This window comes from Saccharopolyspora sp. NPDC049426 (genome assembly GCF_040676935.1).
In the GTDB taxonomy this organism is placed as follows: Bacteria; Actinomycetota; Actinomycetes; order Mycobacteriales; family Pseudonocardiaceae; genus Saccharopolyspora.
Genome location: NZ_JBFAPZ010000022.1, coordinates 1 through 12,928, shown reverse-complemented (window position 1 = coordinate 12,928; position 12,928 = coordinate 1). Strand labels below are relative to the sequence as shown.

General features: G+C 63.7%; 11 protein-coding genes. 8 read left to right on the top strand and 3 right to left on the bottom strand.

The annotated features are described in order from the left end of the window. Nucleotides 1-5: 5 nt before the first annotated feature. Nucleotides 6-1,502 (bottom strand): CoA-acylating methylmalonate-semialdehyde dehydrogenase, encoded by a 1,497-nt coding sequence (locus tag AB0J78_RS31740; RefSeq protein WP_363795465.1) that lies wholly within the window; start codon nucleotides 1,500-1,502, stop codon nucleotides 6-8. Nucleotides 1,503-1,617: 115 nt separating this feature from the next. Between AB0J78_RS31740 and AB0J78_RS31735 the strand changes: the two genes are divergently transcribed. The 3 genes from AB0J78_RS31735 to AB0J78_RS31725 all read left to right on the top strand — a co-directional run bounded on the left by AB0J78_RS31735 (nucleotide 1,618) and on the right by AB0J78_RS31725 (nucleotide 4,406). Beyond that, nucleotides 1,618-2,529 carry a LysR family transcriptional regulator gene (locus AB0J78_RS31735; protein ID WP_363795463.1) on the top strand — a complete coding sequence of 304 codons (912 nt, stop codon included), beginning with the start codon at nucleotides 1,618-1,620 and terminating at the stop codon, nucleotides 2,527-2,529. Between the two features lie 363 nt (nucleotides 2,530-2,892). Next, nucleotides 2,893-3,363, top strand: coding sequence for a hypothetical protein (locus tag AB0J78_RS31730; protein WP_363795461.1), 471 nt, complete (start codon nucleotides 2,893-2,895; stop codon nucleotides 3,361-3,363). After that, complete coding sequence (locus AB0J78_RS31725; protein WP_363795459.1) at nucleotides 3,360-4,406, top strand: tyrosine-type recombinase/integrase; 1,047 nt, start codon at nucleotides 3,360-3,362, stop codon at nucleotides 4,404-4,406. The genes AB0J78_RS31730 and AB0J78_RS31725 overlap by 4 nt, the downstream gene beginning before the upstream one ends. A gap of 189 nt (nucleotides 4,407-4,595) precedes the next feature. Here the strand turns inward: AB0J78_RS31725 and AB0J78_RS31720 are convergent. After that, nucleotides 4,596-5,755 (bottom strand): IS3 family transposase gene (locus tag AB0J78_RS31720; RefSeq protein WP_363795457.1). Its coding sequence is split into 2 segments (ribosomal slippage): nucleotides 4,596-5,474 and nucleotides 5,477-5,755, totalling 1,158 coding nucleotides; the frame shifts between segments, so codons are not numbered across the junction. 476 nt (nucleotides 5,756-6,231) lie between these two features. Between AB0J78_RS31720 and AB0J78_RS31715 the strand changes: the two genes are divergently transcribed. The 4 genes from AB0J78_RS31715 (at nucleotide 6,232) to AB0J78_RS31700 (ending at nucleotide 9,517) form a co-directional block, all read left to right on the top strand. Continuing rightward, nucleotides 6,232-7,068: a hypothetical protein gene (locus AB0J78_RS31715; protein WP_363795455.1), complete on the top strand. Its 837-nt coding sequence runs from the start codon at nucleotides 6,232-6,234 to the stop codon at nucleotides 7,066-7,068. A 652-nt stretch (nucleotides 7,069-7,720) separates the two neighbouring features. Beyond that, nucleotides 7,721-8,803: a helix-turn-helix transcriptional regulator gene (locus AB0J78_RS31710; protein ID WP_363795453.1), complete on the top strand. Its 1,083-nt coding sequence runs from the start codon at nucleotides 7,721-7,723 to the stop codon at nucleotides 8,801-8,803. Nucleotides 8,804-9,017: 214 nt separating this feature from the next. Beyond that, nucleotides 9,018-9,248: a hypothetical protein gene (locus tag AB0J78_RS31705; protein ID WP_363795451.1), complete on the top strand. Its 231-nt coding sequence runs from the start codon at nucleotides 9,018-9,020 to the stop codon at nucleotides 9,246-9,248. After that, complete coding sequence (locus tag AB0J78_RS31700) at nucleotides 9,245-9,517, top strand: hypothetical protein (protein ID WP_363795449.1); 273 nt, start codon at nucleotides 9,245-9,247, stop codon at nucleotides 9,515-9,517. The genes AB0J78_RS31705 and AB0J78_RS31700 overlap by 4 nt, the downstream gene beginning before the upstream one ends. Before the next feature lie 75 nt (nucleotides 9,518-9,592). On the opposite strand, the gene AB0J78_RS31695 is transcribed toward AB0J78_RS31700, so the two are convergent. Continuing rightward, entirely contained in the window at nucleotides 9,593-11,779 is a 2,187-nt protein-coding gene (locus tag AB0J78_RS31695; protein WP_363795447.1) for a tetratricopeptide repeat protein, read from the bottom strand. A gap of 535 nt (nucleotides 11,780-12,314) precedes the next feature. Here AB0J78_RS31695 and AB0J78_RS31690 point away from each other — a divergent pair. Continuing rightward, a partial coding sequence (locus tag AB0J78_RS31690; protein WP_363795445.1) for an IS5 family transposase occupies nucleotides 12,315-12,928 on the top strand: 614 nt, incomplete at its 3' end.

Sequence of the window (12,928 nt, the reverse complement as noted above, 5' to 3'; positions counted from 1 at the left end):
CGCATTCACCTTCCGGGGAAGTTGAGGTCGATGTCTCCGCGTGGCGCCTTCGTGTGCGGCCAGCGGCTGGTCACGACCTTGGATCGGGTAAAGAAGTGAATCCCGTCCTCCCCGTAGGCGTGCGCGTCCCCGAACAGCGACGATTTCCAGCCTCCGAAGGAATATGCGGCAGCTGGCACCGGGATGGGCACGTTGATGCCGACCATGCCCACTTCAACCTCGCTTTGGTAACGCCGGGCAAGCGCGCCGTCACTGGTGAACAGCGCAGTACCGTTGCCATAGATGCTCGCGTTGACAAGATCAAGCGCCCGGTTGAAGGAGGGCACACGCACCACGCTGAGGACCGGGCCGAAGATTTCGTCCTGGTAGATCGAGGTCTCCGGGGAGACGTGATCGAAGAGCGTGGGGCCAAGCCAGAAGCCATCGCTCCCACCGTCAACGTCGACGTCCCGTCCGTCGACGGCGAGCTCAGCTCCAGCCCTCAGGCCAGCCTCGATGTAGGAAACGACCCGGTCTCGATGCACGCCGGTCACCAACGGCCCCATATCAGCGCCAAGGCGGCCGTCGCCGGTTCGCAGCTCTGCGATCCGCCGCTTAATCCCCGCGACCAGTTCATCGCCAATCGGTTCGACCGCCACGACCACGGATACGGCCATGCAGCGCTCGCCTGCCGAACCGAACGCTGCGGACACCGCTGCGTCCGCAGCGGCATCGAGGTCGGCATCAGGCAAAACCACCATGTGGTTCTTCGCCCCACCCAGGGCCTGCACCCGCTTGCCATGGCTGGTCCCGGTCTCATACACATGCCGGGCCACAGGGGTCGAACCAACGAAACTTACCGCTCGAACGTCCGGATGCGTGAGCAACCGGTCAACGGCGACCGCATCGCCCTGAAGCACATTGAACACCCCATCAGGGAGTCCGGCCTCAGCCCAGCACTCGGCGAGGATGACCGCGGCGGAGGGCACTTTCTCGCTCGGCTTGAGCACTACGGTGTTGCCGCAGGCAATGGCGATCGGAGCGAACCACAGCGGCACCATCGCGGGAAAGTTGAACGGCGTGATCAAGGCGCACACACCGAGCGGCTGCCGGATCGACGCCACGTCGACCTGGGTCGAAACCGACTCCGAGAACCCGCCCTTGAGCAAGGCCGGAATCCCGCAGGCATATTCGACGACTTCAAGACCACGGGCGATCTCGCCGTCGGCGTCATCGAGGACCTTGCCGTGCTCTGCCGTGATCACTCGCGTGAGTTCATCCCGGCGACGCAGGACGGCCGCCCGGAAATCGAACAAGATCCGGGCTCGGCGGGACAGGGTCGTCCAGCGCCAGCTTTGCCATGCCGAGCTTGCGGCCTTGACCGCGGTGTCAACATCCAGCTCCGAGGCGAGGGAGACATGCCCGGTCACGCTGCCATGGGCGGGGTCAAAGATCTCGCCGCGGCGGTCTGACGATCCGGTCCAGGGCTTTCCATCGACCCAGTGAGTGAGACGGTCGCTCATCGAGACTCCTTCTGTCGGTGCGCTCGAAAGAAAGTTTCGCCCTGCGTTCTTGCACCGACAATGACCACTCATGCACATCGCTGGGCAAAATTGCACAGCACTGCTACGGTGAGCCATGGTTTCAGCGGATGCCCTCCGTTACTTTCTCCAAGTAGCTCGCCGCGGCCGGTTGGTCTCGGCGGCTTCCGCACTCGGCGTTGACCACACCACCGTCGGGCGCCAGATCAGCCGCCTCGAACGAGACCTGGGTTATCGGCTTTTCGATCGATCACCGACAGGATGGGTGCTCTCCGACGCCGGCCAACGCCTGCTTCCCCATGCCGAAGCCGTCGACGCCGCCGTTCTCGCGGCAACCGCCGACGACCATGAAACGGGCCAACTCAGTGGAACCGTCCGGATCGCCACCCCTGACGCATTCGGTGCTTTCATCCTCGCCCCCGGGCTCGGGACATTCCGGGAGGAACATCCGAACGTCGATGTCCACATCGTGACCTCGACACGAAACGTCGCCCTCAGCATGCGCGAATTCGACATCGCCGTGACACTTCAGGAACCCCAGCCGCGCCACGCCATCTACCGTCGACTCACCGATTACACGTTGCGGCTATACGCCACTCCCGAGTACCTGGCTGAACGCCCGCCGATTCGTGATCGCACGGACCTGCGTGACCACACGCTGATCTGGTACGTCGACGACTTGCTCGACATCACACCGCTCCGCTTGCCCGACGACATCCTGCCCGGACATCGCGTATCGATCCAGACCAACAATGTCACCGGCCACTGGCAAGCTGCGGTCGCAGGCCTCGGCCTGGCTCCGCTACCCCGCTACCTCGGCGATCAGGACCAACGACTCGTACCGGTCCTTGCCGACACCTTGCAGATCAGGCGCACTTATTGGCTCGCCATCCCGAGGGAATCCGCTCGCCTCGGCCGTGTGCGCGCCCTCGCCGCACTGCTAGAACAAATTGTTTCCGACCGCCAGGATGACTTGTTCGGCGATGCCCGAAATCACCACGAGAGTTGATGCTTCAGCCGACGAATCATGCGGCGATCGTCTCCTCACCCACCTCGAGCTGCCACGCCGCGACGTCTCCTGATCTCGCGCCGCTGTCCGCAACACGCCGACAATTCCGGCCCGTCGACGCCCCGCACACGGCGACGCATACTCACCCCACAACACATTCGCCGCGTGCTATGATTTTGGTGTGATTTCCCCAAACACGGGAAATTGCACGCATGTGGGGGTTCAAGTCCCCCCTCGGACACCAGTGGGTGGGATCCGTCCCACATAACCACAGATTGTTTCAGGCGCGAGACGGCGAGGTGCATTGCACCCGCCGTCTCGCCGTGTCTTCTCCCTCTGAGGTGCGGTTCGGGGGTGAGGGCCGTGGCTGAGTCGGCCGTTCCCGCGATTGAGCTGCACCCGTTGTCGGTGGATGAACGTGCCGAGTTGATCGCCGCTCGCGGTACGGCGCGTCGGGTGCCGCTCACGCAGCTGGCCGCCCTGCCGTGCACGACCTCGATGGTCTATCGGATCGCCTCGCTGGACCCGCAGGGCCGTATCGCCGAGAGCAGCATCGTCAACACCCTGGGCTGGCGAGCTGGGCTGCGGCTGCGCCTGGAGGTGCTGTCCAACACGACGGTAACCATCCAGGCCGACGCCGACGGGGTATTCACCCTCGCCCGCCGAGCCCACCTACCCCTGCCGGCCGCGGTGCGCCGCTGGTGCGGCCTCAATCCCGGCGATCGGGTGTTGCTGGCCGCCGCGCCCGAGCCCGGGCTCCTGCTGATTCACACCATGCGCGCTCTCGACGCGATGGTCTCCGCCTTCCACACCCCCGGAGCTGATCCCGAATGACGCACCACCCCGACGCGCCCGAACTCGACGCCGCCCGCCTGCTGCTGGCCAAGATGGGCGTCTCCCCCGAAGATCTCCTCGGCACTGCGGCGCCGAAGCCGCAGGCTCCGACGTTCGCCGATTACATCCCCGAGGTCGCCAAAGCCGTCTCCCCTGGCACCAAGCGCGTGTATGGCACGTACTGGAACCGCATCCTCGAACACTGGGGCGACCGGCACCTCGACGAACCCACCACCCTGGAGATCCAGCAGCTCGCCGAGACCGTCCGCTCCCAGGTCGTCGTGCGCCGTAACGCCCGAGGCGGACGCGGCGCGGCCGAGCACCTCATCGCAGCCATCCGCTGCCTCTACAACCACGCCGTCGCCGACCGCCTCATCACTGAGGGCGACAACCCCGCCAAGAACGCGACCAAGCCCCGACGGCTCGCTAGTACGCGGCGGGGTCTGCCGGATAACCGGCTCAACGAGATCAACCACGTCGCCGCCACGACCGGCGACGACCCGGCACTGGACACGCTCCTCCTGCGGCTGCACATCGAAACCGCCTGCCGCCGCGGTGGAGCCCTCGCGCTCACCCTCCGCGATCTTGATCCGGACCAGTGTCTGGTCCTGCTGCATGAGAAGGGCGAGACCGTCCGGTGGCAGCCCGTCTCCCCCACCCTCATGACCCACCTGCGCGAGCATGCTCAGCAACGCGGCGCTACAAAACCCACTGACCAGCTTCTGCGCTACCGCAACCACCAGCCCATCACCCGACGTCGCTACGACCACCTTTGGACCCGAATCGGCGAGAACCTGCCTTGGGTCCACACCCAAGGCGTCAGCACCCATTGGCTACGCCACACCACCCTCACCTGGGTCGAACGCAACCACGGCTACGCCATCGCCCGCGCCTACGCAGGCCACACCGCCACCAGTAGCGACACCGGCACCACCGCCGCCTACGTTCAAGCCGGGATTCCCGAAATCGCCACCGCACTCGCCACCCTCACCGACGAACCCCACCCACTCGCCACCAACACCACAACCCAACCCGACCACTAGCCCGACAACGCCCGCTAAACCGAACAGCCCCGTAGGAGATTTCGCGAGGCGAGGCTGTTCGGTTTGCCGTTGGCCCTTCTCTGTGTGGAGCTAGCAGGATTCGAACTCTTGACTGCCAGGCACATCACACGGGTGTGCTACATGCCGGGGACTGCCCAGGGTTCGGTTGACACTCGGGGTTGAGTGTTCTCAGGCCGCTGTAGCGGTCGTGTAGATGGTCTCAAACTCGACTGGGGTGAGTTTGCCGAGGCGGCGTTGTCGTCGCCTGCGGTGGTATTTGGTCTCGATCCAGGACACGATCGCCAGCCGGAGCTCGTCCCTGGTTTTCCAGCGTCTGGTGTTGAGAATGTTCTTCTGTAGCAAGGAAAAGAACGATTCCATGGCGGCGTTGTCGCCGCAGGCGCCGACTCGGCCCATGGATCCGGTCAGCCCGTGCCGGCGCAGCAGACGCCGGTAGCTGGTCGACCGGAACTGGCTGCCGCGGTCCGAGTGCACGATCACGCCGTGCGGGTTGCGCAGGGCGATGGCGTTGCGCAACGCGGCCACGGCCAGCGATGAACGCATTCGAGGGCCGATTGAGTAGCCGACGATGCGGTTGGAGTAGCAGTCCTTGACCGCGCACAAGTACAGCTTGCCCTCGGCGGTGGCATGCTCGGTGATGTCGGTCAGCCACTTGGTATTCGGGGCGGTGGCGGTGAAATCCCGGTCCACGAGGTCGTCGTGCACCGGCGGGCCGGCCTTCGGGTTACGGCCCTTTTTCTTGGCATGCGCCGAGAAAATGCCCTGCAGCGAGCAGATCCGCCACACCCGGTTCTCCGAGGCCGTGAAGCCGCGCCGGGTGAGTTCGTCGGCGATGAACCGATACCCCTCGGTGGGATCGTCGAGGTGGATCTCGAGTGCGACGTTGATCAAGTGCGCGTCGTCGACGTCGCGTTGCGAGACCGGGTCGGATTCCCACTGGTAGTAGGCCTGCCGGGAGATCCCCAGCACCCTGCACGTCACCGCCACCGGCACCCTGATCGGGGCGTCGGTGGCGGCCAGGTCACGGACGAGCGGGAACGCTATTTTCCCGGCAGGCTGCCCTGCGCGAGATAGGCCGCGGCCTTGCGCAGCACCTCGTTCTCCTGCTCCAGCAACCGGTTGCGTTTGCGCAGTTCCCGCAGCTCGGCCGACTCCTCACGAGTCACGCCCTCACGGGCTCCCTCGGCGACCTCGGCGGCACGCATCCAGTTCTTCAGGCAGCCGATCGAGATCCCGAAATCAGCGGCCACCTGCGTCAACGACGCCTCGCGACGACGGGCCACCGCGACCACGTCATCACGGAACTCCTGCGGATAAGGCTTGGGCACGGTCGACATCCTTCCAAGCAAGGCCGAAGCCTCACACATCAGGTGTCAAGCGAACCCTAGGCAGACCCCCGCGCCTGTCGCGCTGACCAGCACCGGCGGTCCTCACCTGTCCACATCGGTCCACAGCCGTCACCACCGATTGACAGGCAGTTAGACAGGCAGACAGTTAGCCGCAAAAGCGCGCCATCCAACCACAACGGGAGCGGTCTGACTTCCACGCTCGTCAGCCACGGCTCATCTCAAGAGGCAATACAGCCTGCCGACCGTCGGCCTCGTAGGTATACGGCCGGTATGACAACAATTTTCTGAACCACAGAGGTCCGCGTCTCGCGACTCCGTTGACCGCACGCGGCGTCACGAAGACCTGCAGCAAATTTCACCTGTCAGGATGACCCCTGCCACGCAAGAGACAGCTTTTGGCGATAATGTCCCGTAGTTCGACTCACAATAGTCGACGGGAGGGTTCTTATGCCCTGGTGGCAGAGCTTGGTCGTCGCAGCGACAACCATATTTGGAATATGGCTGACGCAAATACTGGTGCAAAGAGGCCAGAGGAGAACTCGATGGATGGAGCGCAAGCTAGAAAGTTATGCGCACTTTTTCGAACCGCACAGAAAGTTCACTATCGAATCGATAGATTCGCGTCCGAAGCAGCCGAGGCTTCACGAGGGTTCGACGAAATTAAACCAAAAATAGAAGAGCTCAAATCAAAGGCCGCCAAACTGAAATCGAAAGAAGACGATCTGGACGCAAAAATCCATGCAATCATGTCGCGGAACACCGGCTCCAGCCCGCTCAGCGATAGCGCCGAAACCGAACTTGCTGACCTCAACCGCCAACTCTCCGAAGCCAAGTCCGACAACACGAAAGCTGGGGCAGAACTTGCCGAACTCCGCCCGCAAGTTTCCAGCCTGAAGGACAAGATTGATTCCATCGAGTCTCATGTTCAGATCCTCGAAAAGACGCTATTTCAGGCGGAGGCAGCGACAAGCGCTAACAAATTCTCCACCGAACAACGATCCAGTCAAAAAACTCCGGCAAATACTGAGGAAATAAACGAAGAGTTGTTGATCCAGATCTCAACACTAGACCTGCTTGGCCCCCAAAAGGTCCGCGACGCGGCCGCCGCATTTTTTACAGCCAGCATAGAACATGCCAAGTCGACTCGCGAAACACTGAAGAAACCCGACTCGAACGCCGAAACCCTTAAACAGAAGTCTTCAGAATCCAAGCGGGAACTACGTCGCTTCCTGGAGGTTGCTCGTTCAGATTTGGAGATCAAGCCCTCCCGCTGGAATCTATGGCGAGACTAAAGATCTTTTCTGAATCCAATGGTTGGTCCGCGCTGTGGGAACTGTCAGTCCTCTGCAAACGAACTTGGACCTTAACGCGGCCCGACTGAGTTGGCTGGCACAAGCTGGGTGACCACAAGGCCGGGTTTGCCTGAGCGATTGGTGAGTTCGAAGGTGGCGAGGGCCCACCAGTCGCCGGTGATGGTTTGGTGCCAGGCCAGCAGGACGCCGGGGACGGTGGTGGAGATGTCTATGCCAGCGGCGCGGACTCGGAGTGGGACGCTGTCGAGTCCGCGGGGGCGTGGGCTGGGTGGGAGTACGTAGGCGAGCTTGATCCAGATGGGGACTGGGGCGTCTGGTCGTCGCCGGGTGCCCTGCCAGTCCCCGTCTTTGTGCGTCATGTGGTGCCCGCTCTGGAGTGCCCGTAGGGCGGGTAGGCCGAGATGGGGTGCAGTCGGCCGGCCCGCATCGAGCCGGGAGATCTTCCCCATCGTCCCGACCCGACTTGCCAGCATCCTAGAACGCGCGTTCGAATGATCGCCAGTTTTGTGTTGCACTCGATCGGGGCGTGTTGGTGCTGGCATGCTGGATCTTGCCTCCCGCCGGAGGTGTTAGCCCCCAGGGGGCGCTCTGGGGGCGCCGGTGGGGGTTTCCGGCGGGAAGGTAGAGGACCATGTCCGAGGAGTCTTTCGGGCAGGCCTTGCGGCGGCATCGTCGTGCGGCCGGCCTGTCTCAAGCCCAACTTGCCCAGGACCTTCACCTCGACCAGGGCAATCTGTCCCGGTATGAGAATGACCGGCAACGCCCCGAGCCTGCGACGGTGGACGCCTTAGACGCGCTGCTGTGCGCCGGCGGCGAGCTCCGCGCCCTGGCCAAAGCCGCCACCCCACAACCGGCGACCAGGGGTATCCCGGCCGCCGCTGATATGCAGCCGAGCGATGAGACCGACGCGATGGAGCTGGCCCGCAGGGTCGCGGCGTCCGACATCAGCACGGAGACGCTGGCGCAGCTGGAAATGGCCTTCGATGATCTGGCCACTGCCTACCCCGCGTCCAGCCCGCACGATCTGCTGCCCCGGTTGCGGGAGCACCTGGGCTACATCTCCCAGCTGATCGACGCACCCCGCAAAACTCTCGCTGCCCACCGCCACCTCCTTGTGCTCGGTGGCTGGTTTTCCCTGCTTGCGGCGACGGTGCACATCGATTTGAACCAGCACGCGCCGGCCACCGCTCGCCTGCGTACCGCCTCCGGCCTGGCTACCCACGCCGAGCAGGACGAGATCCGCGCGTGGTGCTACGAGACCGAGGCCTGGCGCACCCTCACCGGCGGCGACTACCGCCGCGCTGCCGAGCTCTCCCAGCACGCCCAGTCGATCGCGCCGTCCGGGAGTTCCGCGGAGATCCAAGCGACCGCGCAGGAAGGCAGGGCATGGGCACGGCTAGGCAGCGCGGATGCCACCTACCGCACCGTCGAGCGGGTCCACTCCCTGTCCGCGCACCTGCCGAAGCCGGTGCCGGCTGAGCACCACTACCGCTATGACCCCGGCAAAGCCGCCGCCTACACCGCCACCACACTTGCCTGGCTCGGCGACCCCGAGGGTGAGCAGCACGCGAGCGAGGTCATCGCCCGTTTCCGGCCTACCGATGATTTCCAGCCCTGGCCCCGCCGCTACGCCACCGCCCACGTCGACCTGGCGCTGTGTGCAGCGAAATGGCCGCTTGGACGAAGCCGCCGACGCCGCCCAGACCGCGATTGAGTCGGGGCAGGTCGCGCCGTCGAACTGGTGGCGCGTGCGCGAGGTCGTCAACCACGTCACCGCAGGAAAGCTCCCAACCGCAGGCGAGCTCCAGGACTCCTACCGGACCATGACCAGCCACTAACCAGCATGACCATGCGCATCAGCACTGGGTTGATGCGCATAGCCCCACATTCAAGGTCACGAACCGTGGTGGTTCGGCAGCGTTGGGTGCATGGATGCGGCACGACCAACGCCCCCGCTCGACGCGGGCCTGTGGACCAGCCCTGACGGCTGCGTCCACATCCGCAACGCCGGCACCGGAAACACCTTCTGCGACCAACCCGTCGGCAACTACAGCACCCAACCCACCCACGCCTGCGACGACTGCGTCGCCGTGAGCCTGCGCGAGTACGCACGCATCCACGCCTGCACCCGCATCTGCCGGAAACAGGCCGAGTCATGAGCACCCCGACCAAGACCGAGCAGCGCTACGCCCAGGTGTGGACCGACCACCTCGGCGTCGTGCACGAACGCCTCCAAGACGACCACGGCCAGACCCTCTGCGGCCTCAACGCCGGCGAGAGCAACCACCCGATCACCGCCCGAGCCTGCCGCACCTGCATCACCCCCTTGCATCCGAAATCCCCTAGCAGCCGAGGGAGGATGTTCACCCAGCCCAACGGCAAACTCGTCGGTCCGCGCCGAGACCTCGTGAGTGGAAGGCAGTGCTGATCGATGCGGGTGTTCGCAACGCCCGCCTACACGATGCCTGAACCATCTTGTCACGCCTGGCGTCAGTCCTCGGTTCTACTCCAGATGCCCCACCTTCCAATGGTTGCTCAGCCTTGCTCGTAGATCAGCAACTTGGGGAGCGTGAATTTCCTCAAATAGGGTGAGAGCTTCCAGCCAAGCATTCCGAGCCTGGTTGAGTTCTCCGGCACGGTGGAGCGTGTCGCCGAGTTCTTGAAGCGTTGCGGGGATCTCGTGATGGTCGTCTACTTCGCGGTAGATCGTAACCGAGTGTCGAAAGCACGCGATCGCATCGTCGTGTTGTGACTGGTCCGCGCAGGTCCGACCCATCCACCGCAGACACAAAGCCTCATTCCACCGATTGTTGGTTCGCCGGAGAATATCCAGGGATTCGCCAAGATAATCCCGGGCTTCATCGAACCGTCGCTGTTGTCGGCGGACCTCGCCGAGGCTGCCGAGCATGAGTGCTTCACCACGACGCTTTCCAATCTCTTGGTAGATCGGCAGCGCAGATAGATAATGACCGGCAGCTTTGTCGAGGTTCCCTTGCACCCGGAGGGCGTTTCCGAGGGTGTGCAGCGCGCCGGCCTCTTGTCCGCGGTCTCCGAGCTCTCGCGCTCTACGTAGCAAGCGCTGACATGTGTCGACACATTCGTCAAGGCGTCCGGCCTGCATGTATGCGTCGCAGAGCCCGGCCAGGCCAATGACCTCAAGTTGTGGATCACGAAGATGATAGGCACTGGTGAGCGCAATCTGGTGGACCGTGATCTGATCGGCCCATCGAGCTCGGAGAATCAGGTAGACGTCGAAGTTGGTGGGCAGGCGAGCGGCGATGTCGTGATGTCCGTGATCGGCGGCATACTGGACCACCGCGAACAGGTTGCCATGCTCCACTTCGTACCAGTTCAACGCGTCGTCACGCGTTGAGAATGCGAGCGGCTCGACATCAGTGACAGAGTCAAGCGCAATGACCACGCCATGGTGCGGGTACAAGAGATCTGACGCAGCGCTGGCCGTGTGGAGATACCAGTTCAGGATTCGTCGAGTGGCGCTGGTCAGTTCAGGGTCGCAGGTAACGAGTTCGGCAGCGTAGTCCCGGATGAGGTCGTGCAGTTGAAAATGCTCACTCCCGATCTCCGTCAGCAGATGCCCAGCCCTGAGCATGTGCAGATGACGGCGAGCCTGATAGGTGGAGGTGCCAGCCAGAGCGGCGGCTGCCGGAATGCTGATCGTTCTTCCGGCATGCAGGCCGAGCAGGCGGAAAACACGGGCCGTATCGGTGGGCAGAGCCTGGTATGACCAGGAAAAGACTGCACGAACCGCGGTGGCTTCGTCGTCTTCTGCTTCCAGGATGTCCAAGCGCTGCTGTTCGTCCGCCAGAGTGGTGGCCAGGTCAGCGATGGCTTGGTGCGGTCGGTCGGCTACGCGATCGGCGGCGATGCGCAAGGCTAATGGGAGGTAAGCACAGCGGCGAGCGAGGTCGCGGGTGGCGTCGGGTTCTGCGTCGATCCGTTCGGGCCCAACGATCTGGCGTAGCAATGAGACAGCTTCGCTGGGAGCGAGTTGGTCGAGCGTGATGCGATGCGCGCCGTTTCGGGCAACAAGGCCGGACAGGCGGCTTCGGCTGGTAACCACAACAAAACATGTGGGGGTGCCAGGCAGTAAGGGGCGGATCTGCTCGGCGGTCACGGCGTTGTCTAGCACCACGAGAACGCGACGGTCGGCCAACAGCGACCGGTAGCAGGCCGTCATGCTGTCAAGATCGTGAGGAATCGTGTCGCCGGTCATGCCCATAGCCCGGAGAAATCCGTCCAGTGCTTGAGCTGGTGTCAGGGGCGGGCTCGGGTCGTAACCCCGCAAGTTGACATACAACTGGCCATCCGGGAATCGGTCACGTACCTGATGTGCCCAGTGGACGGCGACCGAGGTCTTGCCCATACCTCCAGCTCCGGCGATCGCTGAGATCACCACAGCGGGCCCACTCGGCTCTGCGGTTCCGCCCTCGTGCAGAAGTGCGTCGAGCTTCGCGAGTTCCTCAACACGACCGGTGAAGTACGAGACGTCGGGAGGTAGCTGTGCTGGTCGTACTTGAGTATTCGGAGAGCCCACGGAAATGTTGTGGATTGAACCAGCCTGCACCACGGTGCCAGTCACCGGAGCAGCGGATGTGTTTTGTGTGCTCGCCTGATCAGACACAGAGTCATTCTGCACGTTGCTCGCCGATTGCACCGCGACGGCGGGCATCGTCACTCACCCGGAGCAGCAGGTCAAGGCTGCTGTTGTGACGCCAGCTCAGCGCGCACTTAACCTGTCCGAAGGTCATCAGCCGCGATACGAACAGCCCGATCCGACAGAGCCTCCGCGGCTGCAGAGAACCGACACGCCACCAGTTCTCTGGGACTGGCGGTGCTCGCGACCAAATCCCTTGCCGCTCCCTACCGCTGTGCGTGCGCACCAGGCGCGTGAGTTGCCTGCTGGCCGCCGTGCGTTGCAGTCCGCGCCGACATCCCGGACACATCTATGCCCAGTAGATGGTCACCGATCAGCCACTCCGGCACCAAGGGTTGTTAGTGAACCAGGCTCCGCGGCAGTTCTGAAAACCTGACGTAGGAGCTCGTGAGGTGTTTTTGAAGCTCAACGGTGTGTGTTGGGGTCGTACTCCTCGATCTCGCAGTGGTCGAGGTTTCCCTGCCGGAACGAGGGGTGCTGTCGGGAAGTAGAGAGGTCTCCGGTAGATGGATCAACGACCAAGAAGATCGACATCTATCCGGAGACCTCGGTGGGAAGCGTATCGGTTGGCGCGCGTAAGGATCTGACGGACCGGCAATGGGCGGCGTTGCAGCGTGTGTTGCCGCCTCAGCCTGTGGTGGGACGTCGTCCGAAGTGGACACGTCGGCAGTTACTCAATGGGGTCCGGTGGCGGGTGCGGGTCGGTGCTCCGTGGCGGGACGTGCCGGAACGCTATGGGCATTGGCAGTCGATCTACCAGCTGTTTCGCCTGTGGCAGCGTGAGGGCGTGTTGCCCTGGATTCTCTCGGCGCTGCGGGCGTGGGCGGAACAGGCGGGCCTGATCGACTGGCAGGTGTCGGTGGATTCCACGATCAACCGGGCCCACCAGCACGCCGCCGGAGCTCGCCGCCGGCCCGATGAGCAGGTCGAACCGCCCGGCGACGAACCGGCCGATCACGCGCTGGGACGCTCCCGTGGTGGGCTCACTACGAAGATCCACCTGGCCTGCGAACAAGGCCGTAAGCCGTTATCGCTACTGATCACCGCCGGTCAACGTGCCGACAGCCCTCAGATGACCGCCGTACTGGAGGCGATCCGGGTCGCACGTGGCGGACGCGGACGCCCGCGCACCCGCCCGGAGCGGGTGCTGGCCGACAAGGCCTA

What these genes read in the sequence shown, in the direction of transcription:
- AB0J78_RS31740 (WP_363795465.1), bottom strand. Translation starts at nt 1,502, where the DNA reads ATGAGCGACCGTCTCACTCACTGGGTCGATGGAAAGCCCTGGACCGGA.
- AB0J78_RS31735 (WP_363795463.1), top strand. Translation starts at nt 1,618, where the DNA reads ATGGTTTCAGCGGATGCCCTCCGTTACTTTCTCCAAGTAGCTCGCCGC.
- AB0J78_RS31725 (WP_363795459.1), top strand. Translation starts at nt 3,360, where the DNA reads ATGACGCACCACCCCGACGCGCCCGAACTCGACGCCGCCCGCCTGCTG.
- AB0J78_RS31710 (WP_363795453.1), top strand. Translation starts at nt 7,721, where the DNA reads ATGTCCGAGGAGTCTTTCGGGCAGGCCTTGCGGCGGCATCGTCGTGCG.
- AB0J78_RS31705 (WP_363795451.1), top strand. Translation starts at nt 9,018, where the DNA reads ATGGATGCGGCACGACCAACGCCCCCGCTCGACGCGGGCCTGTGGACC.
- AB0J78_RS31700 (WP_363795449.1), top strand. Translation starts at nt 9,245, where the DNA reads ATGAGCACCCCGACCAAGACCGAGCAGCGCTACGCCCAGGTGTGGACC.
- AB0J78_RS31695 (WP_363795447.1), bottom strand. Translation starts at nt 11,779, where the DNA reads ATGCCCGCCGTCGCGGTGCAATCGGCGAGCAACGTGCAGAATGACTCT.